Source organism: Stenotrophomonas nitritireducens (assembly GCF_001700965.1).
Taxonomy (GTDB): Bacteria; Pseudomonadota; Gammaproteobacteria; order Xanthomonadales; family Xanthomonadaceae; genus Stenotrophomonas; species Stenotrophomonas nitritireducens_A.
Window position 1 is genome coordinate 3957365 of the sequence record NZ_CP016756.1, and the last position, 25291, is coordinate 3982655.

Below are 25291 nucleotides of genomic sequence, written 5' to 3' on the forward strand. Positions count from 1 at the left end.
AACCACCCCGCATATGATTGCTCGCGCGCCCAGTCGCGCCTCTTGCTCAAGGAGAACTGCTGATGACCCAGGACACGTTGCCGCTGCCGGCCGGCCCTTCTGCCGATGTTGATGGCACCACCCTGGTCGCGCTGGGGTTGAGTGAAGCGGACCGCCCGCAGATCGCGCAGATCGTGCGCACGCTGGACGACATCAGCCCGGGCAATCTGCATGTGTTTGGCCGTGAGGCCGCGGGCAAGAGCGCTGCGTTCTCCAGCCAGCTGCTGGACCATGTGCGCAACCGCGACCTGGACGCCTCCGGCGAAAAACTCGGCGAAGTGGTGCGCATCGCCCGTTCACTGAAGCTCGATGGTTTGAACGAACGCTCCAAGGTACCGGTGATCGGTGGGCTCATCGATCGCATGCGTGCCTCCAAGGGCGAGCTGGTGCAGAAGTTCAGCGACACCAACCAGCAGATCGAACAGTTGCTGCGCGATGTCGGTGCCCAGCAGGCACAGATGGGTCAGCGAGTGGGCGAGTTCGATCGCATGCATGCCATCGTCCGCGACGAGCGCCAGAGCCTGGGCCTGCACATCGCCGCCGGCAAGCAACGCCTGGCTGAGCTCAACAACGAACTTCATGCGCTGGTCGGCCTGGAAGATCCACAATCGCGTATTCGCCGTGGCGAGATCGACAATGCGATACGTCTACTCGACAAGCGCGTGGGTGACCTGACGGTAATGCAGCACGCAGCCGACCAGTCGCTGCCGATGATCCGCCTGATCCAGGCCAATGCGATCCAGTTGATCGAGAAATTCAATGCGGTGCGCGACATCACCATCCCGTCGTGGAAGCGCCAGTTCGCCATCCAGCTGTCGCTGGGTGAGCAGAAGAATGCGGTGGATCTGTCCAATGCCATCGACGACGCCACCAATGAACTGATGCGCCGCAACGCCGACCTGATGCGCCAGACCTCGGTGGAAACCGCCAAGGCCAACCAGCGTGCGGTGATCGACGTGGCCACGCTGCGGCATGTGCACGAGCAGTTGATCGCCACCGTAGAAGAAGTGCGCAGCATCCATCGCGAGGGCATGCAGCAGCGCCAGCAGGCCGAGGTCGAGTTGGCCCGCCTTCGCGAAGACGTGCAGCAGCGCCTGGCGCAGCCGACGCAGGGCAGTGCAGCATAAGACCGGCGCAGTTGTAGGGGCGGCGTGAGCCGCGAAGCTGCAGATGCAGCAGGGTCCAGCGCTGTAGCTCCCTCCCTTTGCCGAAGGCAAGGGGAGGGTTGGGGAGGGGTAGGTTCTTGGGCCTTTCAAGCTTTATGAGCTTCGCGGCTTACGCCGCTCCTACAAAAAAGCCGACAAAAAGCCCCTACAAAAGCTGCTTGCGCAGCCAGTCCGCCAATGCCGCCACACGCGGATCCTGCTGATCACCCGCGGTGCACAGCGCCCAGCAGCCGTCGGTTTCGACAAAACCCCACGGTGCGATCAGTCGGCCGTTGACCAGGTCATCGGCGACCAGCGGTTCCGGCGCAATCGCAATGCCCAAGCCGGCAACTGCGGCTTCCAGCATGTAATACAGGTGTTCCAGGCCGGTGCCGTAAGTCAGCGCACCGGCATCGATGCCATTGCGCGCGGCCCAGGCTGGCCACGCCTGTGGGCGTGAGCGGGTATGCAGCAGTGCATGTCCAAGCATGGCATCGATCGGTTGATGGGCCAATACGTGCGCGCCATGCATCGAAGGGCTGAACACCGGGCCGATCCGCTCTGCAGCCAGCGTGTGTACCTGCCAACCGGCCGGCCAAGGTGCCTGGCCCAGCATCAGTGCCGCATCCATGCCATCCAAGCGTGGGGCGAAATCGCCATCCTGTGCGGCCAGGTGCAGGGTCAGGCCGGGCAGATCGCGCTGCAGATCCTGCAGGCGCGGGATCATCCAGCGGGCCAGCAGGCTGCCCGGGCAGCCCAGCACGAAGGCGTCATCGCGCTGCGGGCGGCGCAGGGAAGCGATGCAATCGCGCAGCTGCGAGAACGCGCCGGACGTGGCTTCAAGCAGGCGATGGCCGGCGGCGTTAGGGCGGATGCCGCGTCCTTCGCGTTCGAACAAGGCCAGCCCCAGCTCCTCCTCCAGTGCACGCAGCTGCCGGCTCACCGCGCCATGGGTGACGTGCAGCTCCGCCGCGGCCTGGCTGACGCTGCGCAGGCGCGCGGCAGCTTCAAACGCCCGCAAGGCGTTGAGCGAGGGCAGAGGCGGGCTGGTTTTCATGTGAGTTTTTCTAACATGTTGCCGCTGAATTATCCATTTTTAAGTCGTCAGCCCTGCGTTAGAGTGTTGGCCTGTTTCTTGTGGCTGTTACCCCCATGACTGACCCGTCGATTTCCGATTTCCATGCCTATCCCGATGCACGCGGCCACTTTGGACGTTTTGGTGGCAGCTTTGTCGCTGAAACCCTGGTCGGGCCCTTGCAGGAACTGGCAGCTGCCTACGATCAGGCGCGCATCGATCCGTCCTTCATCGCCGCCTATGACAAGGACCTGAAACACTACGTCGGCCGCCCCAGCCCGATCTACCACGCCGAGCGCCTGAGCAAGGACGTGGGCGGTGCGCAGATCCTGCTCAAGCGCGAAGACCTGAACCACACCGGCGCGCACAAGGTGAACAACACCATTGGCCAGGCCTTGCTGGCCGCGCGGATGGGCAAGACCCGCATCATCGCCGAGACCGGTGCCGGCCAGCACGGCGTGGCCTCGGCCACGGTGGCGGCGCGCTTGGGCCTGGAGTGCGTGGTGTACATGGGCGCCACCGACATCGAGCGGCAGAAAATCAACGTCTACCGGATGAAGTTGCTTGGCGCCACCGTGGTGCCGGTGACCAGCGGTTCGGCCACGCTCAAGGACGCGCTCAACGAGGCGATGCGCGACTGGGTCACCAATGTGCGCGACACCTTCTACATTATCGGCACGGTCGCCGGCCCGGACCCGTATCCGCGCATGGTGCGTGACTTCAACGCCATCGTCGGCCGCGAGGCGCGTGCACAGATGCTGGAGGACTACGGCCGGCTGCCGGATGCGATCACCGCCTGCGTTGGCGGCGGCTCCAATGCGATCGGCTTGTTCCATGCCTTCCTCAACGACCGCCAGGTCAAGATCTATGGTGCCGAGGCTGCAGGCGAGGGCATCCATACCGGCCGCCACGCCGCCTCGATCTCGGCCGGTCGCCCGGGCGTGCTGCACGGCAACCGGACCTATGTGTTGTGCGATGACGATGGCCAGATCACCGAAACCCATTCCATTTCCGCCGGCCTGGACTACCCCGGCGTCGGCCCGGAGCATTCCTTCTTGTCCGATAGCGGTCGCGCCCAGTACGTGGGCATCACCGATGAAGAAGCCTTGGCGGCCTTCCATCGGCTGACCCGCATCGAGGGCATCCTGCCGGCACTGGAATCCAGCCACGCAGTTGCCCATGCGATCAAGCTGGCGCGCGAGTTGCCCAAGGACGCGCTGGTGCTATGCAATCTGTCCGGTCGCGGTGACAAGGACGTGCACACCATCGCCGCGCGTGAAGGGCTGGTGCTGTAATGACCGGCAGGTTGCGTACCCCTGTTCTGCTGGGTCTGGTGGCGGCGTTGTCGGCATGTACGCCGTCTGCGCCGGCACCGGAAACGACGCCTGCCGCCGTCGCCGCCCCGCCGGCGGCACCGGCATCGACGGCTGTTGCGTCAGCCGCAACGCCTGCAGCTGCTGTCGTTACCGGCACCGACCTGAGCCAGGTCGGCACGCTGCGCATCGGCGCGCCATTCGGCAAGGCGCCGGGCGACGAGGCCTTCGTCTCGGCCGGCATGCGCGAGGCGATGGAGGGCGATTGCGAGTATTACGACAAGGGCAGCCTGCCCGATGGCATGGCGATGATGGTGATCGCGGATCGTATTGCCCGCTTCGAGGTGGATGCCACCGACGATCCCGGTGTTCGCGTCACTGCGCCGCCGGCCGGTGCTGCGGCATTGCCATATGGCCTGTGGGTGGGCATGACGGTCGCCGAGGCCAAGCAACGGCTGCCGGACGGCGTGGTCACCAGCCCGCATGCCTACAACTCGCCCAATGGTGAGTACCTGACCTGGACCGACAAGGCGGCCAAACTGGCCTTGCGCCTGGAAACACTCGACGGCCTGATCACCTCCATTTACTGGGGCCAGCCCGATGCAGTCGAACTGATTGAAGGATGTGCCTGAGATGGCTGTTGCCCGAATTGACGAATGTTTTGCACGCCTGCGCGCCACCGGCCGCAAGGCGCTGATTCCTTTCATCACCGCTGGCGATCCATCGCTGGAGGCGACCGTGCCGGTGATGCGTGCACTGGTCCAGGCCGGCGCGGATGTGATCGAGCTTGGTGTGCCGTTCTCCGACCCGATGGCGGATGGCCCGACCATCCAGCGCAGTTCCGAGCGGGCCCTGGCACGCGGGGCGGGGCGCCAATACGTGCTCGATACCGTGGCGCGCTTCCGCCAGACCGATGCCACCACGGCGGTGGTGCTGATGGGCTATCTGAATCCGGTCGAGATCCGTGGCTATGCGCGCTTTGCCGAAGAGGCCGTGGCGGCAGGTGTGGACGGGGTGCTGTTGGTCGATCTGCCACCGGAAGAGGCCGACGAGCCGCGCGCGGCGTTTGCCGCGGCCGGGCTGGCCCTGATCCTGCTGGCCTCGCCGACCAGCAGTGATGCCCGCCTGGACAGCCTGTGCCAAGCGGCGCAGGGCTATCTGTATTACGTCAGCTTCGCCGGTGTGACGGGTGCGTCCGAGCGCTTGGACAGCAGCGCTGCTGGCGAACGCCTGCGACTGCTGCGCAGTCGCTCCAGTGCGCCGGTGGTGGCTGGGTTCGGCATCAAGGACGCGGCCAGCGCAGCGGCAATGGCGGTGGATGCCGATGGCGTGGTGGTGGGAAGTGCGCTGGTCTCGGCGATGGCTGAGACGGCAAATCCAGCGGCTGCAGCCACGGCATTTCTCAAGCCGCTGCGCGAAGCCCTGGATCGCTGAACAGGCTCCAATGTAGTGCCGAGCCATGCTCGGCAAGGGGCGTCGCCGACCAAGGCCGCCCTCACCCCAACCCCTCTCCCGCAAGTGGGAGAGGGGCAAAAACGGTAGTGCCGAGCCATGCTCGGCAAGGGGCATTACCGGCAAGGCCTCTGCCGAGCATGGCTCGGCACTACAGGGCCTCGGCATTGCGTCGCCAAACATACGCGGCAGTAGGGATTCCGCCAAATACAGTGCTGCGCCTTGGTTGCAGTGGTGAGCTAGACTGTGGCCCCTGTCGTGGCCGCAAGGCCGCCCTGAACGGAATTGTCATCCCGCATGAGTTGGCTCAGCAAGTTGATGCCGTCCGGCATCCGTACCGACAACACGCCCTCCAAAAAACGCAGCGTCCCCGAGGGGCTGTGGGAAAAATGCTCAAGTTGCGGCGCGGCCCTGTACCGCCCGGAGCTGGAAGAAAACCTTGAGGTCTGCCCGAAGTGTGGGCACCACATGGCCATCCGTGCACGTGCGCGCTTGGCCGCGTTGTTTGATGCCGACAGCACCAGCGAGATCGCCGCCCGCCTCGGGCCGACCGACGTGCTCAAGTTCAAGGACCAGAAGAAATACGTCGAGCGCATCAAGGCCAGCCAGAAGAACACCGGCGAGTACGACGCGCTGGTAGCCATGCGCGGCCTGCTGAAGGGCCGCCCGCTGGTGGCGTCCTCGTTCGATTTCGCCTTCATGGGCGGCTCGATGGGTTCGGTGGTAGGTGAGCGCTTCGCGCTGGCCGCGGAAACCGCACTGGAAATCGGGGCGCCTTACGTCTGCTTCTCCGCCTCCGGCGGCGCACGCATGCAGGAAGGCCTGTTCTCGCTGATGCAGATGGCCAAGACCTCGGCCGCGCTCGGCAAGCTGCGTGAGGCCGGCCTGCCGTACATCTCGGTGCTCACCCATCCGACCACCGGCGGCGTATCGGCTTCGTTCGCGATGTTGGGCGACATCAACATCGCCGAGCCGCAGGCGCTGATCGGCTTTGCCGGCCCGCGCGTGATCGAGCAGACCGTGCGTGAAAAGCTGCCCGAAGGCTTCCAGCGCTCGGAGTTCCTGCTCGAGCACGGCGCCATCGACCAGATCTGCGATCGCCGCGAAATGCGTGATCGCCTGGCCGACCTGCTGGCCATGCTGGGGCGCCAGCCGCAGCACAAGGACGTGGCTGCCTGATGGGTACGCGCAAGTATTTCGGTACCGACGGCATTCGTGGCCGGGTCGGCAAGGGTGTCATTTCCGCTGATTTTGTGCTGCGTGTAGGTAATGCGCTGGGCCGCGTGCTGGTTGCGCGCAGCGGCGGCGCGCAGCCGACCGTGGTGATCGGCAAGGACACACGCATCTCCGGCTATATGTTCGAGGCGGCCCTGGAAGCGGGTCTGGTGGCTGCCGGCGCCAATGTGCAGTTGATCGGGCCGATGCCGACCCCGGCGGTGGCCTTCCTGGCGCATACGCTGGGTGCCGATGCCGGCATCGTGATCAGTGCCTCGCACAACCCGCATTACGACAACGGCATCAAGTTCTTCTCCGCTGAAGGCGAGAAGCTCGATGACGCCACCGAGCTGGCGCTGGAAGCCGCAATGGACGAGCCGTTCTCGACCGTGGAATCCGAGCAGCTGGGCAAGGCAGTGCGCGCGCGTGATGCGGTGGGTCGCTACATCGAGTTCTGCAAGGCCAGCGTGCCGCGTGATTTCTATCTGCGCGGGCTCAAGGTCGTGCTGGATTGCGCACACGGGGCTACTTATCACGTGGCGCCGCTGCTGTTCCGCGAGCTGGGTGCGGATGTGGTCGCAATCGGTGCCGAGCCCAATGGCATCAATATCAACGATGGCGTCGGCTCGATGCATATCGCAAGCCTGGCGCGCAAGGTGGTCGAGGTTGGCGCCGATATCGGCATTGCCTTCGATGGCGATGGCGACCGTGTGCTGATGGTCGATGACACCGGTGCGGCCGTCGATGGCGATGGCCTGCTGTACGTGCTGGCCAAGGCATGGCAGGCCAGTGGTCGCCTGCGTGGTCCGGTGGTCGGTACGCTGATGACCAATTACGGCATGGAACAGGCGCTGGAGCGCCTGGGCATCCCATTCGTCCGCGCCAATGTCGGTGACCGCTACGTGCACCAGGCCCTGGTCGAGGGCAATGGCGTGCTCGGTGGCGAAGCCTCCGGCCACATCCTGTGCCTGGACCGCGCGACCACCGGTGATGCCATCGTCAGTGCCTTGCAGGTGCTGGAGGTTCTGGGCGGTGCCGGCGTGAACCTGCGCCAGGCGCTGCAGGGGCTGGTGATGGTGCCGCAGAAAACCATCAATGTGCGTCTTGAAACGGGCGCGCGCGAGGTGGTTGCCAGTGCGCCGGTACAGGCCGCGTTGGCGGCCGCACAGGCAGCGGTGGCCGGGCGGGGCAGGGCATTCCTGCGGCCGTCGGGTACCGAGCCGGTGGTGCGGGTCACGGTCGAGGCCGATGAGGCCGGGCTGATGGCTTCCACCCTTGAAGCGCTGGCTGATGCGGTCCGTTCGGCTGCCGCACAGGTTTGAGCTGGATCATAGTGTTGTCGCCGGGATGTCGGTTCAATGGCCGGCATCCCGTTTCCTTCCTTGGAGTAGTTGAATGAGTTCCCGTATTCCCACCCTCGACATCACCCGTTTCGATAGCGACCGCGAGGCCTTTGTGGCCGAGCTGGGCGCCGCCTATCGCGAGTGGGGTTTTGCGGGTATTCGCAACCACGGCATTCCGCAGGCCGACATCGACGCCGCGTATGACGTGTTCAAGGCGTTCTTCGCGCTGCCGGAAGATGTGAAGAAGCAGTACCACATCGCAGGTGGCGGTGGTGCGCGCGGCTATACCCAGTTCGGTGTGGAAACGGCCAAGGGCTCCAAGCATTTCGACCTGAAGGAGTTCTGGCATATCGGTCGCGAGATCGGCGACGACTCCAAGTACCGCGACGTGATGCCGCCGAATCTGTGGCCGAGCGAAGTGCCGGGCTTCAAGGAACACGGTTACGGCCTGTACCAGAAGCTCGACCAGCTCGGTTCGCGCGTGCTGTCGGCGCTGGCGCTGCATATCGGCCTGCCGGAAGACTATTTCGCCGACAAGACCAACAACGGCAACTCGATCCTCCGGCCGATCCATTACCCGCCGATCACCACCGATGACATCCCCAATGTGCGCGCCGGCGCCCATGGCGACATCAACTTCATCACCTTGCTGGTCGGTGCCAGTGCCGCCGGCCTGGAAGTGCAGTCGCACGAGGGTGAGTGGGTGCCGTTCACCTCCGACGCCGACACCATCGTGGTCAATATCGGCGACATGCTGCAGCGCCTGACCAACCATGTGTACCCGTCCACCATCCACCGCGTGGTCAATCCCCCGGGTGAGCTGGCGCGCAAGCCGCGTTATTCGGTGCCGTTCTTCCTGCACCCGAACCCGGATTTCCTGATCGACGTGCTGCCCTCCTGTGTCAGTGCGGAGAATCCGAGCCGCTACCCGGAGCCGATCACCGCCCATGGGTTCCTGGAAGAGCGCCTGCGCGAGATCAAGCTGAAGTAATCGTCCGCCCGCTTCAAGCTGTGGCTGTCGCATCGACGCCGCCGTGCCTCCTGGCCCGGCGGCGTTTTTGCGTCTTGTCCCGGCTTGTCTGCAGCTTGTCCTGGCGATGTCCGCATATCGGCTATCCTTTGCCGATACTTTTTACCGGGGAGTTATGCCTGAATGCGCCAAAAAATCGTTGCAGGTAACTGGAAGCTGCATGGCAGCCGTCAATTCGCCACCGATCTGGTGGGGCAGGTGGCCGATGGTCTGCCGCTGCCGGGCGTGAGCGTGGTGATCATGCCGCCGCTGCCGTATCTGGGTGACCTGGTCGAGGATTTCGAGGAGACGGCGCTGGCCTTTGGCGCGCAGGACGTCAGCAGCAACGAGAAAGGTGCCTACACCGGCGAGGTGTCGGCCAGCATGCTGGTGGATGTGGGCGCCACCCACGGCCTGGTTGGGCATTCGGAGCGGCGCCAATACCATAATGAAAGCAGTGAGCTGGTGGCGCGCAAGTTCGTCGCTGCCATCAACGCGGGCCTGATCCCGGTCTTATGTGTCGGTGAGACGCTGGAGCAGCGTCAGGCCGGGCAGACCGAGGCGGTGATTGCCTCACAGCTGGGTCCAGTGCTCGATCTGGCCGGGGTACAGGCCTTTGCCAAGGCCGTTGTGGCCTACGAGCCGGTCTGGGCAATTGGCACCGGCCTGACCGCCACGCCGGACCAGGCGCAGGCCGTACATGCGTTCATTCGTGGCGTAGTCGCCGGGCGCGATGCTAGAATCGCCGATTCGTTGTCGATCCTTTATGGCGGCAGCGTCAAGCCCGACAACGCAGCAGAGCTGTTCTCACAGCCTGACGTCGATGGCGGGCTGGTAGGTGGCGCTTCGTTGGTGGCGGCTGATTTTCTGGCCATCGCGAAAGCAGCGTCCAGTCGCTAACGGGTAATTGTCCGGGACGGATTTCAAATGCTGATGTTGATCCTCAATGTGGTCTATGTGCTGGTGGCGCTCGCGATGATCGCGCTGATCCTGATGCAGCGTGGCTCAGGTGCTGCCGCTGGTTCGGGTTTTGGTGCCGGTGCGTCGGGTACGGTGTTCGGTGCGCGTGGTGCGTCCAACTTCCTGTCCAAGAGCACCAAATGGCTGGCCGTGGTGTTTTTCGGCATCAGCTTGTTCATGGCCTGGTATGCCAGCCATGGTGCGCGTCCGGCGGACCAGGGCGTGGGCCTGATGGGTGCGGTCGAAGCGGCAGCTCCGGCGGCAACTCCGGCAGCGCCGGCGGGTGAGTTGCAGGCCCTGCCGGCAGCTCCGGCGGCTGCAGCCGTGGGTGAAGTGCCGCAGGCGACGGCTCCGGCGGAAAATATTCCTGCCAAGAGCGAAGAAAAGCCCGCTCAACCCGCACAGAAAGACTGAAGACGGTTACAATACGCGGCGCACTGCGAAGCAGCAGCGCTGACGTAAGCCCAGGTGGCGGAATTGGTAGACGCACTACCTTGAGGTGGTAGCGACGAGAGTCGTAGGGGTTCGAGTCCCCTCTTGGGCACCATTGTTTCATGCGGGTACACGGGTCGCAGCAGCGGCCTGTCGTGGCAAGTCCCGTCAATCCCCCATGCCTTGGCGCCCGCAGGTGTCCAGGGCAGAGGCAAGAGAGAATCGCTGTGCTGGCCGAATATTTGCCGTCTCTGCTGTTTCTGATCGTCGCCACCGGCATCGGCGTGACGCTGATGTTGATCGGTCGGTTCCTCGCTCCGCGTTCGCCGGACAACGAGAAGCTCTCCGCCTATGAGTGTGGCTTCGAGGCGTTCGAAAACGCGCGCATGAAGTTCGACGTGCGTTACTACTTGATCGCCATCCAGTTCATCGTCTTTGGCCTGGAAATCATCTTTATTGTGCCCTGGACCCAGGTGTTCATGGAGCTCGGCGCGCGTTCGCTGGTCACCATGGGCCTGTTCGTGGGCATGCTGTTCCTCGGCTTTATCTACGTGTGGAAGAAGGGAGCGCTGGAATGGGAGTGATCCAAACTCTCGACGGCCTGATGAACAACCCCGTCCCGGAAGGGCGGGTTGATGACATTCTGCGGCCTGAAGGCGATAACCCGCTGCTCGAGAAGGGCTATGTGACCACCAGCGTCGACGCGCTGCTGAACTGGGCACGTACCGGCTCGATGTGGCCCATGACCTTTGGTCTGGCCTGCTGTGCGGTCGAAATGATGCACGCTGGTGCGGCGCGTCTGGACCTTGATCGCTACGGTGTGGTGTTCCGCCCGTCGCCGCGTCAGTCCGACGTGATGATCGTGGCCGGTACCCTGGTCAACAAGATGGCCCCGGCGCTGCGCAAGGTCTACGACCAGATGCCGGACCCGAAGTGGGTCATCTCGATGGGCAGCTGCGCCAACGGCGGCGGTTATTACCATTACTCCTATGCAGTGGTGCGCGGTTGTGACCGTGTGGTGCCGGTGGACGTCTACGTCCCGGGTTGCCCGCCGACGGCCGAGGCGCTGGTGTACGGCATTTTGCAGCTGCAGAAGAAGATCTGGCGTACCCAGACCATCGCGCGCTGACCCCCTTTCAAATCAAGAGCACGCCAGCCCCCATGGCCCAGCAAGCACCTTCTCTCATCGATCGACTTCGCACCCGTTTTGCCGGTGCGCAGGTCGTGGTGGTCGAACCGCGCGGCGAAGTGACGCTGGAAGTGGCTGTTGCCGATTGGCACGCAACCGCTCTGGCGTTGCGTGACGAGCTCGGCTTCGAACACGCCACCGACCTGTGCGGTGTCGACTACCTTGGCTACGGCAGCGACGAGTGGGATACCTCGGACGTTACCTCGCACGGCTTCAGCCGCGGCGTTGAAGGCCAGGGCGCCGGTCGTTTTGCCTGGGGTGAGTTCCCCAGCCACGAAACCGCCGCCGGCGAACAGCCTGACGCATTGCCGAAGCAGCGTTTTGCTGTTGTCGTGCAGCTGCGTTCTTACCAGCACAACCAGATGCTGCGCATCCGTTGCTACGCGCCCAGCGAATCGCTGCCGGTGGTGGCCTCGCTGGCCGACATCTATCCGGGGCTGAACTGGTTCGAGCGTGAAGCGTTCGACCTGTACGGCGTGATCTTCGAAGGTCACCCGGATCTGCGCCGCATCCTGACCGACTACGGTTTCGTGGGCCATCCGTTCCGCAAGGATTTCCCGCTGATCGGCAACGTCGAAGTGCGTTACGACGAAGAAAAGAAGCGTGTGGTCTACGAGCCGGTGACTTCGGTCGAGCCGCGCGTAGGCGTGCCGCGTGTTATCCGCGACGATGCCCGTTTCCAGACCGCTGAAGGCGAGCGCGCGCAGACGGAGGCAAGCAAGTGAGTGCGGACGTAAAGAAGGAATTCCACCAGGCTTCGCAGGCCTTTGCGAGCAATCCGGCCGAAGCACGGCAGGAGATCCGCAACTACACCATGAACTTCGGCCCGCAGCATCCGGCCGCGCACGGTGTGCTGCGCCTGATCCTGGAAATGGACGGCGAAACTATCATGCGTGCCGATCCGCATATCGGTCTGCTGCACCGCGCGACCGAGAAGCTGGCCGAGTCCAAGCCGTTCAACCAGTCGATCGGCTACATGGATCGCCTGGATTACTGCTCGATGATGTGCAACGAGCACGCCTATGTCCGCGCCATCGAAACCCTGGTGGGTATCGAGGTGCCGGAGCGTGCGCAGTACATCCGTACCCTGTTTGACGAAGTCACCCGTATCCTCAACCACTTGATGTGGCTGGGCTCCAACGCGCTCGATCTGGGCGCGATGGCGGTGATGCTGTACGCCTTCCGCGAGCGCGAAGAGCTGATGGACTGCTATGAAGCAGTTTCCGGCGCCCGCATGCACGCGGCGTACTACCGTCCGGGCGGCGTGTACCGCGACCTGCCCAGCACGATGCCGAAGTACAAGGAATCGCGCTGGCACAAGGGCAACGCGCTGAAGCGCCTGAACGCCTCGCGCGAAGGTTCGCTGCTCGACTTCCTGGAGAACTTCACCAATGAGTTCCCCGGGCGTGTGGACGAATACGAAACCCTGCTGACCGACAACCGCATCTGGAAGCAGCGTACCGTTGGCATCGGCGTGATCACCCCGGAACATGCGCTGGCCTGGGGCATGACCGGCGTGATGCTGCGTGGTTCGGGCATTGCCTGGGATCTGCGCAAGAAGCAGCCGTACGCCAAGTACGATGCGGTCGATTTCGATCTGCCGCTGGGCACCAAGGGCGACTGCTACGACCGTTACCTGGTACGTATTGCCGAGATGCGCGAATCCAACCGCATCATCAAGCAGTGCGTGCAGTGGCTCAAGGCCAACCCGGGCCCGGTGATGGTCAAGAACTTCAAGGTCGCTCCGCCGGCTCGCGCCGAGATGAAGGACGACATGGAAGCGCTGATCCATCACTTCAAGCTATTCAGTGAAGGCTACTGCGTGCCGGCCGGTGAGACCTACGCGGCGGTTGAAGCGCCCAAGGGCGAGTTCGGCTGCTACCTGGTCTCCGACGGTGCCAACAAGCCGTTCCGTGCCCATCTGCGCGCCCCCGGTTTCGCCCACCTTTCCTCGATCGATTCGGTCGTGCGCGGCCACATGCTGGCCGACGTGGTGGCGATGATCGGTACCTACGATCTCGTGTTCGGCGAGGTTGACCGGTAATGCCTTCGGATCACACATCGTCCGTTGCCTGCGCGGTTCTGCCGCCGCAGGCGTCGGTTTTTCAGCATTTGGTATTCGTTGAGGTCGGCCAATGAAGGCGACGGGTAATTTCGAGGCGGCGCGCAACGTCGACCCGATGGTGGTGTTGAGCGACAAGACGCGTGCTCACATCGATCACTGGCTGTCCAAGTTCCCGCCCGAGCGCAAGCGTTCGGCGGTGCTGCAGGGCCTGCATGCCGCACAGGAGCAGAACCAGGGTTGGCTGAGCGACGAGTTGATCGCCGCAGTTGCCAAGTACCTGGATCTGCCGTTCGTGTGGGCGTACGAAGTTGCCACCTTCTACTCGATGTTCGAGACCGAGAAGGTGGGCCGCAACAACGTCGCCATCTGCACCAACGTCAGCTGCTGGCTCAACGGTGCCGATGACATCGTCCGCCATTGCGAGAAGAAGCTGGGCATCAAGCATGGTGAATCCACCGCTGACGGCCGCGTCTACCTCAAGAAAGAGGAAGAGTGCCTGGCTGGCTGCGCGGGCGCACCGATGATGGTCATCAACGGTCATTACCACGAGCGCCTGACGCTGGACCAGGTCGACGCGCTGCTGGACGGGCTGGAGTAAGGCATGGCACATCACGAATCCAAGGGCCCGGTCGGACCGGCGCCGCTTCCGCACAACGTGGTCTACACCACGCTGCACTACGACACCCCGTGGTCGTACGAGAACTACCTGAAGACCGGTGGCTACGCCGCGCTGCGCAAGATCCTCGAAGAGAAGATCGCGCCGGCCGATGTCATCGAGATGGTCAAGCAGTCCGGCCTGCGCGGCCGTGGCGGTGCGGGCTTCCCGACCGGCCTGAAGTGGTCCTTTATGCCCAAGGGCGATGTGCAGAAGTACATCCTGTGCAATTCGGATGAATCCGAGCCGGGCACCTGCAAGGACCGCGACATCCTGCGTTACAACCCGCATTCGGTGGTGGAGGGCATGGCCATCGCCTGCTACGCCACCGGTTCGACCGCGGCTTACAACTACCTGCGCGGTGAGTTCCACCACGAGCCGTTCGAGCATTTCGAGCAGGCCTTGGCTGATGCCTACAAGCACGGCTGGCTGGGCAAGAACGTGCTGGGCAGTGGTTGCGATATCGATATCTATGGTGCGCTCGGCGCCGGTGCCTACATCTGCGGCGAAGAAACCGCATTGATGGAATCGCTGGAAGGCAAGAAGGGCCAGCCGCGCTTCAAGCCGCCGTTCCCGGCCAATTTCGGCCTGTACGGCAAGCCGACCACGATCAACAACACCGAGACCTATGCCTCGGTGCCGGCGATCATCCGCAACGGTGCGGAGTGGTTCAAGAATCTGAGCCTGACCAACAACGGTGGCCCGAAGTGTTTCTCGGTCTCCGGTTGCGTGGCCAAGGGCGGCAACTTCGAAGTGCCGCTGGGCACCACCTTTGACGATCTGCTGGAGATGGCCGGTGGCCTGCGTCCGGGCCGTACGTTGAAGGGCGCGATCCCGGGCGGCGTGTCGATGCCGGTGCTGACCGCTGCAGAACTCAAGGGCCTGCCGATGGATTACGACACCATCCGTGCACTGGGCTCGGGCCTGGGTTCCGGTGCCATCGTGGTGCTGGACGACAGCGTCTGCTGCGTCAAGTTCGCCTGCCGCATCAGCCAGTTCTTCCACAAGGAATCCTGTGGCCAGTGCACCCCGTGCCGCGAAGGTACCGGCTGGATGCACCGTGTGCTGGAGCGCATTGTCGCCGGCCAGGCCACGATGGAAGACCTGCACCAGCTGAAGACGGTTGCCGGTCAGATTGAAGGCCACACCATCTGTGCGTTCGGTGAGGCGGCAGCGTGGCCGATCCAAGGCTTCCTGCGCCAGTTCTGGAACGAATTCGAGTACTACATCGTCAACGGTCATTCGATGGTTGACGGCAAGAAGGTGGAGACTGCTGCCGCATGAGCGCGCAACCGGTAAATCCCAACGTACCGCCGGATCATGTGACCATCGATATCGATGGTCAGACGCTGGTCGTACCCAAGGGTTCGATGATCATCCAGGCCGCCGACAAGGCTGGCATTCCGATTCCGCGCTTCTGCTACCACGAGAAGCTGCCGATCGCCGCAAACTGCCGCATGTGCCTGGTCGACGTTGAAAAGTCACCCAAGCCGTCGCCGGCCTGCGCAACCCCGGTCATGGATGGCATGAAGATCCAGACCCGCAACGAGAAGGCGCTCAAGTACCAGCGTTCGGTGATGGAGTTCCTGCTCATCAACCATCCGCTGGACTGCCCGATCTGCGACCAGGGTGGCGAGTGCGAGCTGCAGGACGTATCGCTGGGCTACGGCCGTTCGGTCAGCCGCTTCAACGAGCGCAAGCGCGTTGTGGTTGACGAGGACATGGGGCCGCTGGTCGCCACCGAGATGACCCGCTGCATCCAGTGCACCCGTTGCGTGCGCTTCACCGCAGAAGTGGCTGGCACCTATGAACTGGGTGGCATGTCGCGCGGTGAAAACCTGCAGATCGGCACCTACGACGGCAAGCCGCTGACCACCGAGCTGTCGGGCAACGTCATCGACGTGTGCCCGGTCGGCGCGCTGACGAACAAGGTGTTCCAGTTCAAGGCACGCCCGTGGGAACTGACCGCACGCGAGTCGCTGGGTTACCACGACGCGATGGGCTCGAACCTGTTCCTGCACGTGCGCCGCGGCGAAGTGCTGCGCGCCGTGCCGCGTGACAACGAGCTGGTCAACGAGTGCTGGCTGTCCGACCGCGATCGTTATTCGCACCAAGGCCTGTATTCGGCCGACCGCGCGGTCAAGCCGCTGCAGAAGGTCAATGGTGAGTGGAAGGAAGTGAGCTGGGCCGAAGGTCTGGCCGCTGCCCGCGAAATCTTCGAAGCCAACCGTGGCGACGAGCTTGGCGTGCTGGTGCACCCGGCAACGTCGAACGAGGAGGGCGCCTTGCTGGCCCGCCTGGCCGTTGGCCTGGGTTCGAACAACATCGACCACCGCATCAACAACCGTGACTTCTCCGATGCGCCGGTTGCCGAAGTCTTCGGCATGTCGCTGGCCGAGATTGAACACGCTGATCAGATCGTCGTGCTGGGTAGCAATATCCGCCACGAACTGCCGCTGCTGCACGCTCGCCTGCGCAAGGCGCAGACCACCAACGGTGCCAAGATCCATTCGATCAACCCGGTGGACTTCGACTTCGCGTTCAAGCTGGCCGGCAAGCAGATCGTTGCACCGTCGCGCTTCGTTGAAGCTTTGGGCAACGCGCAGCTGGTCGACGCGGTGAAGGCCGGCAACAACACCGTGATCATCGTCGGTGCGATTGCTGAAAATCATCCGCAGGCTGCTGCGATCCGTTCGGCCGCCAGCGCATTCGCTGCGGCTACCGGCGCCAAACTGTGCCGTATCCCGCAGGGTGCCAACGCACTGGGCCTGGCCCGCGCCGGCGTACTGCCGGCCGGCAAGGACGTCAATGCGATGCTGGCGCAGCCGCGCAAGGCCTATGCCCTGTACGGCATCGAGCCGGGCCTGGACTTCGCCGATACCGCCGCCGCTCGCAAGGCGCTGGCCGCTGCCAAGGTTGTCGCGTTCAGCCAGTTCGCCTGCACCTCGACCCGTGATGTGGCCGATGTGATCCTGCCGATTGGCGCGCTGCCGGAAATCGACGGCACGCTGACCAATCTGGACGGTCGCGACCAGGTCGCCCGCGCCGGTGGCAAGCTGCAGGGCGAGGCCCGTGAGGGCTGGCGCGTGCTGCGTGCGCTGGGTGGTGACATGCAGTTGGCAGGTTTCGGCTTCACCGATCTGGCAGGCCTGCGTGCCGGCCTGCAGCCGGTGTCGGTCAAGGTTGCCGCTTCGGCACAGCCGCAGGTCTCAGGCGAGGGCTTTGAAGTGGCCTCGACCCCGGCGATCTACCGCACCGACGCCGTCGTGCGTCGTGCGCAGGCGCTGCAGTCGCATCCGCTCAACAATGAGCCGCGCATCGTGCTCAATGCCGATGACGCCGCGCGTCTGCAGCTGACCGAAGGCCAGATGGCCAAGGTCGGCACCGACGCCGGTCGTGCAACCCTGTCGGTGGTGGTCGACGCACGCGTCGCAGCCGGCACGGTGTGGATTGAATCGGGCCACGGCGCAACCGCGCCGCTGGGTGCCGCTCGGGTAACGGTGGTGGCTGCATGAACGAGTTGCTGTTGAACGCGATCGACCCGCTGTACCAGTGGTTCATGGCCCTGGGTGACATCGGCATCGTGCTGTGGACGGTGATCAAGATCCTGTTGATCGCCATGCCGGTGATCATTTCGGTTGCCTTCTACGTGTTGTGGGAGCGCAAGCTGATCGGTTGGATGCACGTGCGCCACGGGCCGATGTATGTCGGTCTGGGCGGCCTGCTGCAGGCCTTCGCCGACGTCACCAAGCTGCTGTTCAAGGAAATCATCGCTCCGGCCAGCGCACACAAGGCGATGTACATCATCGCGCCGTTGATCGTGCTGGCGCCGTCGTTCGCGGCGTGGGCGGTGGTTCCGTTCGACTACAAGCTGGTGCTGTCCAACGCCAACGTTGGTCTGCTGTACCTGCTGGCGATGACCTCGCTGGGTGTGTACGGCGTGATCCTGGCCGGTTGGGCGTCCAACTCCAAGTACGCCTTCCTCGGTGCGATGCGTTCGGCCGCGCAGGTGGTCAGCTACGAAATCGCGATGGGCTTCGCGCTGGTCGGCGTGATGATCGCCGCCGGCAGCCTGAACCTGACCGACATCGTGCTGGCGCAGAAGGGCAACTCGGGTCTGTTCGACTGGTTCCTGCTGCCGCTGTTCCCGCTGTTCGTCGTGTACTGGGTGTCCGGCGTTGCCGAAACCAACCGCGCGCCGTTCGACGTGGTTGAAGGCGAGTCGGAAATCGTTGCCGGCCACATGGTGGAGTACTCCGGCGGTGCGTTCGCACTGTTCTTCCTGGCCGAGTACGCCAACATGATCCTGGTCAGCTTCCTGATCTCGATCTTCTTCCTCGGTGGCTGGCTGAGCCCGCTCCAGGGCTGGATCACGGCCGATATCTCGCCGTGGATCAACTGGATCTGGACCGGCGGTTGGCCGTGGCTGCTGCTCAAGGTGCTGTTCTTCGCCAGTGCGTACATCTGGTTCCGTGCCAGCTTCCCGCGCTTCCGTTATGACCAGATCATGCGTCTGGGCTGGAAGGTGTTCATCCCGCTGACCATTTTCTGGATCGCGGTGACGGCACTGATGGTGTTCTACGGCGTGATCCAGAAGGGCGTTTGATTCATGAATAAGATCACCCATTATTTCAAAAGCCTGCTGCTCCTCGAGTTGCTCGGCGGCCTGTGGCTGACGTTGAAATATACGTTCAAGCCCAAGTACACCGTGATGTACCCGATGGAGAAGTTCCCGCAGTCGCCGCGCTTCCGTGGCCTGCATGCCCTGCGCCGTTACCCCAACGGTGAAGAGCGCTGCATCGCCTGCAAGCTGTGCGAAGCAGTGTGCCCGGCACTGGCCATCACCATCGACTCGGCCAAGCGCGAAGACGGCACCCGCCGTACCACGCGTTACGAAATCGATCTGTTCAAGTGCATCTTCTGCGGCTTCTGCGAAGAAAGCTGCCCGGTGGACTCGATCGTCGAGACCCACATTCTCGAGTACCACTTCGAGAAGCGTGGCGAGAACATCATCACCAAGCCGCAGCTGCTGGCACTTGGCGACCGGCTTGAAGCCGAAATCGCCGAGCGCCGCGCCGCCGACGCCGCCTTCCGCTGAGGTCTTGAGATGGATTGGGTAAATATTGCTTTCTGGTTCTTCTCCATCATTGCCGGCATTTCCGCGGCAGCGGTGATCAGCGTGCGCAACCCGGTGTATGCCGTGTTGTGCTTGATCCTTACGTTCTTCTCCATCGCCTGCGTATGGCTGCTGGTGGGGGCGGAGTTCCTCGGCGTCACCCTGGTGCTGGTCTACGTCGGCGCGGTGATGGTGCTGTTCCTGTTCGTGGTGATGATGCTGGACATCGACACCACCAATCTGCGCGAAGGCTGGGTGCGTTACCTGCCGGTCGGCCTGGTGGTCGCGGTGGTGATGCTGGTGCAGATGCTGACCCTGATCGGCATCAAGGCGCGCACCGCACCGTTCCCGGTGGACAACGCCGCTGCGGTTGCAGCAGATACGTCCAACATCACCTGGCTGGCACGCAGCCTGTTCACCGAATACCTGCTCCCGTTCGAGTTCGCCGCCGTGATCCTGACCGTGGCCGTGGTCGCAGCAGTGATGCTGACCCTGCGCCGTCGTGAAGGCCTGAAGACGCAGAACCCGACCGAGCAGACCATGACCAAGGCAAAAGACCGCCTGCGCATGGTCAAGATGGCCGCCGAAAAGCCGGTGGTGCAGGTCGATACGCAACATGACGGTGGCGAGGAGGCCAAGCCATGATTTCTCTGGGCCATATGCTCGCGTTGGGCGCGGTGATGTTCTGCATCTCCGTTGCCGGCATCTTCCTCAACCGGAAGAACATCATCGTGCTGTTGATGTCGATCGAACTGATGCTGCTGTCGGTGAACATCAACTTCATTGCCTTCTCGCGTGAGCTGGGCGACACCGCCGGTCAGCTGTTCGTGTTCTTCATCCTGACCGTGGCCGCAGCCGAAGCTGCAATCGGCCTCGCGATCCTGGTGACCTTGTTCCGTACTCGCCACACCATCAACGTGGGCGAAGTCGATTCGCTGAAGGGCTGATCCGAAGATGGAAATCACTCTCTCCAAGAGTCTGTTGATTGCAGTGGTGCTGGCACCGCTGTTCGGCAGCATCATCGCCGGCCTGTTCGGTCGTCAGGTGGGGCGCAAGGGCGCCCAATACATCACCATTCTGGGCGTGGCGGTCAGCTTCGGCCTGTCGGCTTACATCTTCTCCCAGCTGTTGTGGGGTGGGGCGCAGCCGTTCAACCAGAACATCTACACCTTCTTTGAAGTGGGCCAGTACGCGGCGCATGTCGGCTTCATGGTCGATCGCCTGACCGCGATGATGATGGTGGTGGTGACCTTCGTGTCGCTGCTGGTCCACATCTACTCGATCGGCTACATGTCCGAAGACGACGGCTACCAGCGTTTCTTCAGCTACATCTCGCTGTTCACCTTCTCGATGCTCACCCTGGTGATGAGCAACAACTTCCTGCAGCTGTTCTTCGGCTGGGAAGCGGTGGGCCTGGTGTCGTACCTGCTGATCGGCTTCTACTTCAAGCGCCCGACCGCGATCTTCGCCAACATGAAGGCGTTCCTGGTCAACCGCGTCGGTGACTTCGGCTTTCTGCTCGGCATCGCAGGCATCCTGTGGGCCTTCGGCTCGCTGGACTACGCCACCGTGTTCGCCAATGCGGGCACCGTGCTGGGCACCGATATCACCGGCCACGCAATGGTGCAGCTGATCGGCGACCACCAGTGGAGCGTTGCCACCATCATCTGCATCTGTCTGTTCATCGGTGCGATGGGCAAGTCGGCGCAGGTCCCGCTGCACGTGTGGCTGCCGGACTCGATGGAAGGCCCGACCCCGATCTCGGCACTGATCCACGCCGCGACCATGGTCACCGCCGGTATCTTCATGGTCACCCGCATGTCGCCGCTGTTCGAGCTGTCGCAGACCGCGCTGGACTTCATCCTGTTCATCGGTGCCACCACGGCCTTCTTCACCGGCCTGATCGGTATCGTGCAGACTGACATCAAGCGCGTGGTTGCCTATTCCACCTTGTCGCAGCTGGGCTACATGACGGTTGCACTCGGTGTGTCGGCCTACTCCGGCGCCGTGTTCCACCTGATGACCCACGCCTTCTTCAAGGCGCTGCTGTTCCTCGGTGCCGGTTCGGTGATCATGGGCATGCACCATGAGCAGAACATGATGAAGATGGGCGGCCTGCGCAAATACATGCCGATTACCCACATCACCATGTGGATCGGTACGCTGGCCCTGGTGGGTACGCCGTTCTTCTCGGGTTTCTACTCCAAGGACACCATCATCGAAGCGGCCGCGATGCACGCGCACGCTGCCGAGGCTGGCTGGGTTGCCCTGTATGGTTACTGGGCGGTGCTCGGTGGCGTGATCGTCACCAGCTTCTACAGCTTCCGCCTGCTGTTCCTGACTTTCTTCGGCAAGGAGCGCTTCCGCGACGCGCATGATGACCACCACGGTGATCATGCCCATGGCCACGATGACCACCATGGTCATGGTGCGCACGAGCCGCACGAATCGCCGCTGGTGGTGACGGTGCCGCTGGTGCTGCTGGCAATCCCGTCCATCCTGATCGGCTTCTTCACCATCGGGCCGATGCTGTTCGGTACCGGCTGGGACGGTCACCATGCCGCTGCCGGCATTCCGGGCCAGACCATGTCGTTCTTCACCGGCATCGTCGATTTCTACAACCCGGCGCGCGATACCATTGCCGAAGTTGGCAAGGAGTTCTGGCACGGTTCGGTGGCCTATGCGGTACACGGCATGCAGATGCCGGCGTTCTGGCTGACGGTTGCAGGTTTCGCGCTGGCCTGGGTGTTCTACATCTGGAAGCCGGAACTGGCAGGACAAGCTCGCAAGACCCTGGCACCGGTGGTTTCGGTGCTGGAAAACAAGTACGGCTTCGACAAGCTCTGGATCGACGGCTTTGCCGGCGGTGGTGTGCAGCTCGGCAAGGCCGCCCGTGCCGTTGATAGCACGGTCGTTGATGGGGTGATGGTCAATGGTTCGGCGCGTCTGGTCGACTTGGCTGCCAACCTGTTGCGCCGCACCCAATCCGGTTTCCTCTACCACTACGCGTTCGCGATGATCATCGGCCTGATTGCCCTGTTGGGCGTGCTGATGCATTTCTGGCGTTGACCTGTACGGAATAGAAGACGTGTCGAACTGGCCTCTACTTAGTATTCTCATCTGGCTGCCGATCATCGGCGGTGCGTTGATCCTCGCTGTGCGCAACGCCCAGGCTGCCCGTTGGGCATCCCTGGCGGTGGCACTGCTCACCTTCCTGCTCAGCCTCGGCTTGCTCAGCGGTTACGACCGCGGCGCCGCCGAGGTAATGCAGTTCGTCGAACAGCATCCTTGGATCCCGGCGTTCAACATCGGCTACAACCTGGCCGTTGACGGTATCGCCATCGCCCTGATCCTGCTGACCACGCTGATCGGGGTGCTGGCACTGATCGGCGCTTGGGGCGTGGTCGACAAGCGCGTCAATCAGTACGTGGCCGCCTTCCTGGTACTGGAAGGCGTGACGGTCGGCATTTTTGCCGCGACCGACGCGATGCTGTTCTACGTGTTCTTCGAGGCCATGCTGATCCCGATGTTCCTGATCATCGGTGTCTGGGGCGGTCCGCGTCGTATCTACGCGGCGATGAAGTTCTTCCTTTACACCTTCCTCGGCTCGGTGCTGATGCTGGTGGCGCTGATCTACCTGTACCTGAAGGGCGGCAGCTTCCAGCTGGTTGACCTGTATCAGCTGCAGCTGTCGGCCAAGGAGCAGACCTGGATATTCTTCGCGTTCCTGGTCGCCTTCGCGGTCAAGGTGCCGATGTTTCCGGTACATACCTGGCTGCCGGATGCGCACGTTGAAGCGCCGACCGCCGGTTCGGTGATCCTGGCGGCGATCGCACTGAAGATTGGTGGCTACGGCTTCCTGCGCTTCAACCTGCCGATCGTGCCCGATGCCAGCCACGAGTGGGCATGGCTGGTGATCGCGCTGTCGCTGGTGGCGGTGATCTACGTCGGCCTGGTGGCCTTGGTGCAGGACGACATGAAGAAGCTCATCGCTTATTCGTCGATCGCACACATGGGCTTCGTGACCCTGGGTACCTTCACCGCGCTGTGGCTGGTACGTGATGCCGGCAACCCCGATGCGGCCCGCCTGGGCCTGCAGGGTGCGATGGTGCAGATGGTCTCGCACGGTTTCGTGTCCGGCGCGATGTTCTCCTGCGTGGGCGTGCTGTATGACCGCATGCACAGCCGCCGCATCGCCGATTACGGCGGCGTGGTCAATGTGATGCCGTGGTTCTCCGCGTTTGCACTGCTGTTCTTCATGGCCAACTCCGGCCTGCCGGGCACCAGTGGCTTCGTCGGCGAGTTCATGGTCGTGTTGGCTGCGTTCCAGTGGAACCCGCTGGTTGCGCTGGGTGCTGCCTCCACCTTGATCATCGGCGCGGCGTATTCGTTGTGGCTGTACAAGCGTGTGTTCTTCGGTGAGGTGGGCAATGCCCACGTCGCCGAGCTGAAGGATATGAACGGTCGCGAATGGCTGGTAATGGGCGTGTTTGCTGTCGGCACCTTGGTGCTGGGCTTCTACCCGCTGCCGCTGACCGAGCTGATGGAGCCGTCCATCGCCAAGCTGGCGATGCAGATCGCATCGAGCAAGCTGCTGTAAGCGGCCCGTCGAGAGTATTGATTCCAGGATTTGATGATGACCACGCCGACGCCTCTGCCGTTGACCATGACCGACCTTCTGCCGTTGCTGCCCGAACTGGTGGTGATTGGCGGTGCCTTTGCCCTGTTGATGATTGATCTGTTCATCAGCACCAAGCACAAGGTCTGGACCCACTTTCTGTCGGTAGCGATCCTCGCTGTCGCCTTCGTGCTGCTGTTGAGCGGCGTGGGCGGGCAGGGTGAGGTGTTCCACGGCATGTTTGTCCGTGACAATGCCGCCGATGTCATGAAGACGGTGATCGTGCTGGTCAGTGGCTTGAGCCTGATCTACGGCTGGAGCTACCTGCGCGAGCGCAACCTGTACCAGGGCGAGATCCCGGTGCTGATCCTGTTCGCCACCGCCGGCATGATGATCCTGGTCTCGGCCGGCAGCCTGCTGATGGTCTACCTGGGCCTGGAACTGCTGGCGCTGTGTTCCTACGCGCTGGTTGCCAGCAACCGTGAGAACAAGCTCGCCGCCGAAGCCGGCATGAAGTACATCGTGCTCGGTTCGCTGGCCTCGGGTCTGCTGCTGTACGGCATGTCGCTGATCTATGGCGCCACCGGCTCGCTGCACCTGGACGTGATCCATGCGTCCATCGCCCATTCGGACGAGCGTCTGCTGCTGTTGACCGGTGCGGTGTTCATGGTCGCCGGTGTTGCCTTCAAGCTGGGCGCTGCACCGTTCCACATGTGGCTGCCGGACGTGTACCAGGGTGCCCCGGCGCCGATCGCGCTGTTCATCAGCTCGGCACCGAAGCTGGCTGCCTTCGGTATGGCTTACCGCCTGCTGGAAATGGGCGTTGGCCCGCTGTCGACCGAGCTGCAGTACGTGTTGGCCGGCTTGGCCGCACTGTCGCTGGTCGTCGGTAACCTGATGGCGATCGCCCAGAGCAATCTGAAGCGCATGCTGGCCTATTCGACCGTCTCGCACATCGGCTTCCTGCTGATGGCGGTGGCCGGTGGTGGCAAGGAAGGCTATTCGGCGGCGATGTTCTACGCCATTGCCTACGCCATCATGTCGACCGCCTCGTTCGGCGCGATCATCGCGCTGTCGCGTGCCGGCTTCGAAGCCGAGAACATCGAGGACTTCAAGGGCCTGAATGCCCGTAGCCCGTGGATGGCAGGCCTGGTCCTGTGCATCATGGCGTCGCTGGCCGGTATTCCGCCGTTCCTTGGCTTCTGGAGCAAGCTGGCGGTGCTGAGCGCCGCAGTCAATGGCGGTCTGCTGTGGCTGGCGATGGTCGGTGTGCTGTGCGCGGTGATCGGTTGCTTCTATTACCTGCGTGTCATCAAGGTCATGTACTTCGATGAGCCGGTGGGTGAGGCGCTGCCGCGCAACAACGACCGCATCCTGGGTATCGTGTTGGGCGTGAATTCCGTGCTGTTGCTGGTCCTGCCGTTGGGCCTGGGCCCGATTCTGGAATGGATGCGCAATTCTTTTGCACATTTGTCATAAAAAACGATACAAATCTGCGCGAAGTGTGTATTATTCATCTCCTGAGTTGACGACCTCACCGCCTAGCGGAAAGGTCGGAACCACCTGATAAGTGGTTCAACCGGAAGGGTTTTTCCGGGTTTCTCTAGCGGTTAGAGAGAAACGCGAAGTAAATAAGTCTTGCATTATCGACTTGGTTACTTCATA

At 63.0% G+C, this 25291-nt stretch carries 24 protein-coding genes and 1 tRNA gene; 24 read left to right on the top strand and 1 reads right to left on the bottom strand.

From position 1 onward, the window contains the following. Nucleotides 1-62 precede the first annotated feature (62 nt). Nucleotides 63-1166, top strand: a complete 1104-nt coding sequence (locus BCV67_RS16820; RefSeq protein ID WP_062168167.1) for a toxic anion resistance protein — start codon at nt 63-65, stop codon at nt 1164-1166. A 184-nt stretch (nt 1167-1350) separates the two neighbouring features. On the opposite strand, the gene BCV67_RS16825 is transcribed toward BCV67_RS16820, so the two are convergent. Next, the gene (locus BCV67_RS16825) at nt 1351-2241 is read right to left on the bottom strand and encodes a LysR family transcriptional regulator (protein ID WP_062168164.1); all 891 of its coding nucleotides are present in this window, start codon (nt 2239-2241) and stop codon (nt 1351-1353) included. A gap of 95 nt (nt 2242-2336) precedes the next feature. Between BCV67_RS16825 and trpB the strand changes: the two genes are divergently transcribed. From trpB to nuoN, 23 genes are all read left to right on the top strand, one after another. Then, a complete protein-coding gene (gene trpB / locus BCV67_RS16830) occupies nt 2337-3554 on the top strand; it encodes a tryptophan synthase subunit beta (protein ID WP_057626712.1) in 1218 nt (405 codons plus the stop codon). Then, nucleotides 3554-4204, top strand: a complete 651-nt coding sequence (locus tag BCV67_RS16835) for a hypothetical protein (protein WP_062168162.1) — start codon at nt 3554-3556, stop codon at nt 4202-4204. The genes trpB and BCV67_RS16835 overlap by 1 nt, the downstream gene beginning before the upstream one ends. A gap of 1 nt (nt 4205) precedes the next feature. After that, nucleotides 4206-5006 (top strand): tryptophan synthase subunit alpha, encoded by an 801-nt coding sequence (gene trpA / locus BCV67_RS16840; RefSeq protein WP_062168160.1) that lies wholly within the window; start codon nt 4206-4208, stop codon nt 5004-5006. A gap of 315 nt (nt 5007-5321) precedes the next feature. Then, the gene (gene accD / locus BCV67_RS16845) at nt 5322-6203 is read left to right on the top strand and encodes an acetyl-CoA carboxylase, carboxyltransferase subunit beta (protein ID WP_062168158.1); all 882 of its coding nucleotides are present in this window, start codon (nt 5322-5324) and stop codon (nt 6201-6203) included. Then, nucleotides 6203-7561: a phosphoglucosamine mutase gene (glmM, locus tag BCV67_RS16850; RefSeq protein WP_062168156.1), complete on the top strand. Its 1359-nt coding sequence runs from the start codon at nt 6203-6205 to the stop codon at nt 7559-7561. Before accD ends, glmM begins: the two co-directional genes overlap by 1 nt. A gap of 73 nt (nt 7562-7634) precedes the next feature. Beyond that, entirely contained in the window at nt 7635-8573 is a 939-nt protein-coding gene (locus BCV67_RS16855; protein ID WP_062168154.1) for an isopenicillin N synthase family dioxygenase, read from the top strand. 162 nt (nt 8574-8735) lie between these two features. Next, a complete protein-coding gene (tpiA, locus tag BCV67_RS16860) occupies nt 8736-9491 on the top strand; it encodes a triose-phosphate isomerase (RefSeq protein ID WP_062168152.1) in 756 nt (251 codons plus the stop codon). A gap of 27 nt (nt 9492-9518) precedes the next feature. Then, entirely contained in the window at nt 9519-9965 is a 447-nt protein-coding gene (gene secG, locus BCV67_RS16865; RefSeq protein WP_062168149.1) for a preprotein translocase subunit SecG, read from the top strand. A 48-nt stretch (nt 9966-10013) separates the two neighbouring features. Next, nucleotides 10014-10098, top strand: a tRNA-Leu gene (locus BCV67_RS16870). Nucleotides 10099-10210: 112 nt separating this feature from the next. Continuing rightward, a complete protein-coding gene (locus BCV67_RS16875; RefSeq protein ID WP_062168147.1) occupies nt 10211-10567 on the top strand; it encodes an NADH-quinone oxidoreductase subunit A in 357 nt (118 codons plus the stop codon). Then, nucleotides 10558-11112: a NuoB/complex I 20 kDa subunit family protein gene (locus BCV67_RS16880; RefSeq protein ID WP_017354657.1), complete on the top strand. Its 555-nt coding sequence runs from the start codon at nt 10558-10560 to the stop codon at nt 11110-11112. Before BCV67_RS16875 ends, BCV67_RS16880 begins: the two co-directional genes overlap by 10 nt. A gap of 32 nt (nt 11113-11144) precedes the next feature. Beyond that, complete coding sequence (locus BCV67_RS16885) at nt 11145-11897, top strand: NADH-quinone oxidoreductase subunit C (RefSeq protein WP_062168146.1); 753 nt, start codon at nt 11145-11147, stop codon at nt 11895-11897. Nucleotides 11898-11986: 89 nt separating this feature from the next. After that, nucleotides 11987-13216 carry an NADH-quinone oxidoreductase subunit D gene (locus tag BCV67_RS16890; protein ID WP_231732497.1) on the top strand — a complete coding sequence of 410 codons (1230 nt, stop codon included), beginning with the start codon at nt 11987-11989 and terminating at the stop codon, nt 13214-13216. 91 nt (nt 13217-13307) lie between these two features. Beyond that, nucleotides 13308-13835 (top strand): NADH-quinone oxidoreductase subunit NuoE, encoded by a 528-nt coding sequence (gene nuoE / locus BCV67_RS16895; protein ID WP_062168142.1) that lies wholly within the window; start codon nt 13308-13310, stop codon nt 13833-13835. A gap of 3 nt (nt 13836-13838) precedes the next feature. Then, a complete protein-coding gene (nuoF, locus tag BCV67_RS16900) occupies nt 13839-15176 on the top strand; it encodes an NADH-quinone oxidoreductase subunit NuoF (RefSeq protein ID WP_062168140.1) in 1338 nt (445 codons plus the stop codon). After that, nucleotides 15173-17407, top strand: a complete 2235-nt coding sequence (gene nuoG, locus BCV67_RS16905) for an NADH-quinone oxidoreductase subunit NuoG (protein ID WP_062168138.1) — start codon at nt 15173-15175, stop codon at nt 17405-17407. Before nuoF ends, nuoG begins: the two co-directional genes overlap by 4 nt. Next, nucleotides 17404-18498, top strand: coding sequence for an NADH-quinone oxidoreductase subunit NuoH (nuoH, locus tag BCV67_RS16910; RefSeq protein WP_062168136.1), 1095 nt, complete (start codon nt 17404-17406; stop codon nt 18496-18498). Before nuoG ends, nuoH begins: the two co-directional genes overlap by 4 nt. A 3-nt stretch (nt 18499-18501) precedes the next feature. Further along, on the top strand, nt 18502-18990 hold the full coding sequence (gene nuoI, locus BCV67_RS16915; protein WP_062168134.1) for an NADH-quinone oxidoreductase subunit NuoI: 489 nt from the start codon (nt 18502-18504) through the stop codon (nt 18988-18990). A gap of 9 nt (nt 18991-18999) precedes the next feature. Next, nucleotides 19000-19653, top strand: coding sequence for an NADH-quinone oxidoreductase subunit J (locus BCV67_RS16920; protein ID WP_057626696.1), 654 nt, complete (start codon nt 19000-19002; stop codon nt 19651-19653). After that, the gene (nuoK, locus tag BCV67_RS16925) at nt 19650-19955 is read left to right on the top strand and encodes an NADH-quinone oxidoreductase subunit NuoK (RefSeq protein WP_054656949.1); all 306 of its coding nucleotides are present in this window, start codon (nt 19650-19652) and stop codon (nt 19953-19955) included. The genes BCV67_RS16920 and nuoK overlap by 4 nt, the downstream gene beginning before the upstream one ends. A gap of 7 nt (nt 19956-19962) precedes the next feature. Continuing rightward, nucleotides 19963-22077: an NADH-quinone oxidoreductase subunit L gene (gene nuoL, locus BCV67_RS16930; RefSeq protein WP_062168132.1), complete on the top strand. Its 2115-nt coding sequence runs from the start codon at nt 19963-19965 to the stop codon at nt 22075-22077. Nucleotides 22078-22096: 19 nt separating this feature from the next. Next, nucleotides 22097-23608, top strand: coding sequence for an NADH-quinone oxidoreductase subunit M (locus tag BCV67_RS16935; RefSeq protein WP_057626694.1), 1512 nt, complete (start codon nt 22097-22099; stop codon nt 23606-23608). A gap of 36 nt (nt 23609-23644) precedes the next feature. Then, nucleotides 23645-25105: an NADH-quinone oxidoreductase subunit NuoN gene (gene nuoN, locus BCV67_RS16940; protein ID WP_062171601.1), complete on the top strand. Its 1461-nt coding sequence runs from the start codon at nt 23645-23647 to the stop codon at nt 25103-25105. Nucleotides 25106-25291 lie beyond the last annotated feature (186 nt).

Coding starts and splice junctions, on each gene's coding strand:
- BCV67_RS16820 (WP_062168167.1), top strand. CDS start 63: ATGACCCAGGACACGTTGCCGCTGCCGGCCGGCCCTTCTGCCGATGTT.
- BCV67_RS16825 (WP_062168164.1), bottom strand. CDS start 2,241: ATGAAAACCAGCCCGCCTCTGCCCTCGCTCAACGCCTTGCGGGCGTTT.
- trpB (WP_057626712.1), top strand. CDS start 2,337: ATGACTGACCCGTCGATTTCCGATTTCCATGCCTATCCCGATGCACGC.
- BCV67_RS16835 (WP_062168162.1), top strand. CDS start 3,554: ATGACCGGCAGGTTGCGTACCCCTGTTCTGCTGGGTCTGGTGGCGGCG.
- trpA (WP_062168160.1), top strand. CDS start 4,206: ATGGCTGTTGCCCGAATTGACGAATGTTTTGCACGCCTGCGCGCCACC.
- accD (WP_062168158.1), top strand. CDS start 5,322: ATGAGTTGGCTCAGCAAGTTGATGCCGTCCGGCATCCGTACCGACAAC.
- glmM (WP_062168156.1), top strand. CDS start 6,203: ATGGGTACGCGCAAGTATTTCGGTACCGACGGCATTCGTGGCCGGGTC.
- BCV67_RS16855 (WP_062168154.1), top strand. CDS start 7,635: ATGAGTTCCCGTATTCCCACCCTCGACATCACCCGTTTCGATAGCGAC.
- tpiA (WP_062168152.1), top strand. CDS start 8,736: ATGCGCCAAAAAATCGTTGCAGGTAACTGGAAGCTGCATGGCAGCCGT.
- secG (WP_062168149.1), top strand. CDS start 9,519: ATGCTGATGTTGATCCTCAATGTGGTCTATGTGCTGGTGGCGCTCGCG.
- BCV67_RS16880 (WP_017354657.1), top strand. CDS start 10,558: ATGGGAGTGATCCAAACTCTCGACGGCCTGATGAACAACCCCGTCCCG.
- BCV67_RS16885 (WP_062168146.1), top strand. CDS start 11,145: ATGGCCCAGCAAGCACCTTCTCTCATCGATCGACTTCGCACCCGTTTT.
- BCV67_RS16890 (WP_231732497.1), top strand. CDS start 11,987: ATGAACTTCGGCCCGCAGCATCCGGCCGCGCACGGTGTGCTGCGCCTG.
- nuoE (WP_062168142.1), top strand. CDS start 13,308: ATGAAGGCGACGGGTAATTTCGAGGCGGCGCGCAACGTCGACCCGATG.
- nuoF (WP_062168140.1), top strand. CDS start 13,839: ATGGCACATCACGAATCCAAGGGCCCGGTCGGACCGGCGCCGCTTCCG.
- nuoG (WP_062168138.1), top strand. CDS start 15,173: ATGAGCGCGCAACCGGTAAATCCCAACGTACCGCCGGATCATGTGACC.
- nuoH (WP_062168136.1), top strand. CDS start 17,404: ATGAACGAGTTGCTGTTGAACGCGATCGACCCGCTGTACCAGTGGTTC.
- nuoI (WP_062168134.1), top strand. CDS start 18,502: ATGAATAAGATCACCCATTATTTCAAAAGCCTGCTGCTCCTCGAGTTG.
- BCV67_RS16920 (WP_057626696.1), top strand. CDS start 19,000: ATGGATTGGGTAAATATTGCTTTCTGGTTCTTCTCCATCATTGCCGGC.
- nuoK (WP_054656949.1), top strand. CDS start 19,650: ATGATTTCTCTGGGCCATATGCTCGCGTTGGGCGCGGTGATGTTCTGC.
- nuoL (WP_062168132.1), top strand. CDS start 19,963: ATGGAAATCACTCTCTCCAAGAGTCTGTTGATTGCAGTGGTGCTGGCA.
- nuoN (WP_062171601.1), top strand. CDS start 23,645: ATGACCACGCCGACGCCTCTGCCGTTGACCATGACCGACCTTCTGCCG.